The following is a 3525-nucleotide window of genomic DNA, read 5'->3' on the forward strand; positions in this document are numbered from 1 at the left end:
CACGGGTGCCCATCATTCCACCCCAACAATCGTCGATGGCGTACATCAAAATCGACTGGCGTGATTGCATTGATCACGTGCCAGCTGTCACCTTCCGACCATGTCAGGCATGCGCCCTTACTGGCTGCCCACATCGCGTCGTGACGCGCCTGTTCTCGTGCGACGTTCGCTGCCTTCCGCAATGTTTTGCTAGCGCGCGGTTTTATTGGCCAGCTTGCGAAGGTTGGCGCCGCGAATTGCATGCTGAAAGGGGTGGCAAGCGCGAGCCACGCGCTGTCACGCCATGAGGTCCCCTGTGACGTTTTATCCCATGCAGCAAGCCTCAGACAGACTGCGCACGTAGCGCGTCCTTGAGCGTGATTCCATAGCGCGCCGAGGCTCACGCGGGCTGCATGGCATGTCAGCCAGTGCCGCGTCTCGGTGTCTGCATATTCCACTCCGCAGAGCCGGCAATCGGCCGCCACGATCTCAGCAAGCGAGTTGCTCAATCCGGTTGAGGGAAGTCGGTGAGGCCAGCGATGTCGTTCAACGCCCGGTTCAACCGAGCGAGCCCAAAGCATGGCAACAAATGCTTTCTGTGCGTCGCCACTATTGCAAATGAGTTCGCCGATCTCAATTGGGTCGCACGAGCGCATGAAGCGGGATATCCATAAATCGCCGTCGGGTGCGACGTGCCGTCGTATATGACGCGCGAGCGCGCGGTACACGTCAAAGGCAGGCTCCGTTTGCCGAAGTGACGATCTGCTGTTCGGTTCAACGTCAACTGGCGGTGGACGACCCCGGCGCGGTACCGCCTTAGACGGACCGCCATACACAACGGTCTCAGTATTAGCGGCCGTAGACAACGTATGTCTAAGACACGCGGGATAGGCGACTCCAAGCGATTGCGCGGCGGTAACCAGCCACTCGAGACTGCCAGTGAGGTGTTGGGACAGGGCTTCGTCCAATCGCGACGGTCGGACGAGTCGCGATAACGCGTGTAGCCACGCCACGATAGGGATGAGCGCCTGCGTCATATCAGCTGTCATCGATGGTTGACGACAGGTTTCGTGCGTAAAAAAGTGTAGCCGCCCACACTGACAGCTTCCTGCCGTTCCGAAGTCGGCAAGCGAGCGCATTGTGGCGTTAAACGGTGCACCGCAGCGGCAGCGATCGACAAGCGGGATGTGATGAATCGGGCATGCGTCGAGCAGAGCGACGGAAAACAGCGCTGAATGGTAGCCTGACGCCATACAGGCAAGGCACACACGTGGTTGCGGTACGGCGAGCGCTATCCGCAGCGCAGCCGGCAGTGCATCAAGTGTCGACCAGTCAAAGGCACTTGGCGGCTCGCCCAATGCGCGAGCGAGCGCCGCAACGTCGATCTTACTGGTCTGGATATCGAGTAAATCCACTGATCGAGTTGGACGCGCGCTGGTGGTTGGCAGGTCAGCAGGGTGAAGCGCGTTAAGCGCGCATGCTCGCAGAACCGTGTGCCACAACGATGCGTACGGCAGAATACTGCCACGATGCCAGGTAAGACGGCCTTCAGGCATGACTCACCTCCCGGCGACTTGCGCCGCGAAGAGCGGCAGTCGCTGACACGAGGGCCATCAGTGTGCGGTGCCCACAGTTCTCAACGGCCAAGCGCCACGCTTCGGGGGAGGTCCCTATCTCGACATCTCCTCCACTGGCGACGTGAAGAAGAACATGGCGACACGCTTGCGCTACCGTCTTCATCGGAAAATCCATCGGACCGGCATAATGCGAGGGAAGTGTTTCGTTCATCGCGTGCATGAGCCTGTCGGCCTGATGCTCCATCCGAAATCCTCCGGCCCAAGGGCGCGGCGCCAAGCCTGCCGTGAATGAGCGGCCTGAGCCCGCAGGCCATTCACTACCGTCGTCATAGCCACGCATGACATAGGCAAGCTCGTCAGTACTTCGCACACCGTGAAAGGATTCCGATGCGAGCATGAAGCGGGCGGCCACGTGAGCGCCGCCTGCGAGCGCCATGCCAAGTGGTTCATCGAAGAATTGCAACGAAGCGATCGAAAATACACATAAGCGCACGCGCTGCTTCTCAAGAAGACTGTGAAGCTCGACGAGCCACAGCCACTCGCGCTGACTCATGCCCTGCGCTTCGTCGATGACCAGAACAAGAAAACGGCCCCCGCCTTGCGCCGCAAGTTCAATCCAGCGTTCGACGAGCATGATTTGTCGTTCGAGCGGATTGCGTCGTGCCGAGGCGAGCCGGTGACCGCTCGCCTCGAGCAAGTGCGCGTAGAAGCGGCCAACGGCCTGACTGCTGCCCGAATCAGTGTGACTCCAGATAACCAATGGCACGTATCCGCCGTGGCGTTCTGATAGCAGACGCTGGAGCCAGTGATCAACAGCGCTCGATTTGCCGAACCTCGACGGCCCGAAGATGGTTGCGCCGTCGATCTGATCGTCTAGCCAACCTGCGATGCGATCGACCATGTCATTGATTGCGATTGTGAACAGCGAATAATCTCTCGTAACCACGGGGTGGTCACGGGGCACGTGAGCGGCTACGAGGGGCTCCGTAGCGCGTCTGGGCGACGTCACCATTGCTGCGCCCGGCGCATTGGCGGCGACGACGTGGGGCTGCTAGGTGTCGCGGCAGCGGCCGTCGATTTAGCGTTCGCCGCGGGCGGCTCAGCGTGTTTGACGATACTCACCATAGATTGACCGGCGAGCCGTTGCGCATGTTGCTCCAAAATCCGGCGCGCTTCAAGATAGGCCGGATGGACAGGGAGTTTGCGCTCAGGAGAATCCTCTGCGTAACGTAGCAACGCTTCAACCGCGTCGCCGTGATTCGCCAGGTGCAGAAGACGACGCTTCTCGAGCGCGCGGATTGCTTGGCGCACATAGAGCGAATGTGGTGTCCGATGCCATGGAGGCGCGGCGCGCACCACGCCAATAAAAATTCCGTGTTGCGTGGAGACGGCGGCATAGCGGGCGTCGTCTTCGTCGTCCAGATGTAACCAGAAATTCTTCCCTAAGAGATCGGTGCGCAAGCACAACCACTCGGCTGAGTAGCGTGCGTTGGCGAAATTGAAATGCGGCCGACGTCCGTTGTTGACGCCGCCAAGCAGTGTGCAAAGCTTGCGTACGCCGACCATACGGCGAACTGCCTCCGGATCAACCGTGCGGATGGCTGATGGGTTCTCAGCCATCCATCGCTCAAGCTGTTCTAGCGGACTACGGTAGCCTAGCCCTGAGTGCGGCGTCGAGTTGTAATTGGCGATCAGCGTATCGAGGAGTTCGTGCGCATATTCGAGCTGGAATTGAGTGGCGAGCGCGGCCGCATCAGGATCGGCACCGCGTTTGGCCGTCGGTGAGCTGCCGGTGGTCGTCGACAGCCTGTGAAAGCCTCCGGCAGCCAAGTGTCCGAAGAACGATTCTACGAAGGGACGATCGTCCTTGCTGCGCCGACAACTGTAACTAGCGGGGTCCTGCGGTTTGATGATTGTCGCCCCGACCAAATCGCGCAATACGCTATCGACGCGTGCGCAGACGTTCGCG

1 protein-coding gene and 1 pseudogene are annotated in these 3525 nt (G+C 60.1%); both read right to left on the bottom strand.

Annotated features, from left to right (window positions below; translation table 11 throughout):
• Positions 1 to 1527: 1527 nt before the first annotated feature.
• Positions 1528 to 2457, bottom strand: a complete 930-nt coding sequence (locus ACFFAR_RS28185; RefSeq protein WP_375508905.1) for an ATP-binding protein — start codon at positions 2455 to 2457, stop codon at positions 1528 to 1530.
• A gap of 104 nt (positions 2458 to 2561) precedes the next feature.
• Positions 2562 to 3525: pseudogene (locus ACFFAR_RS28190) on the bottom strand (hypothetical protein); the annotation flags it as partial.

The organism is uncultured Caballeronia sp., from assembly GCF_964243625.1.
GTDB lineage: Bacteria > Pseudomonadota > Gammaproteobacteria > Burkholderiales > Burkholderiaceae > Caballeronia.

What these genes read in the sequence shown, in the direction of transcription:
- ACFFAR_RS28185 (WP_375508905.1), bottom strand. Translation starts at nt 2,457, where the DNA reads ATGGTCGATCGCATCGCAGGTTGGCTAGACGATCAGATCGACGGCGCA.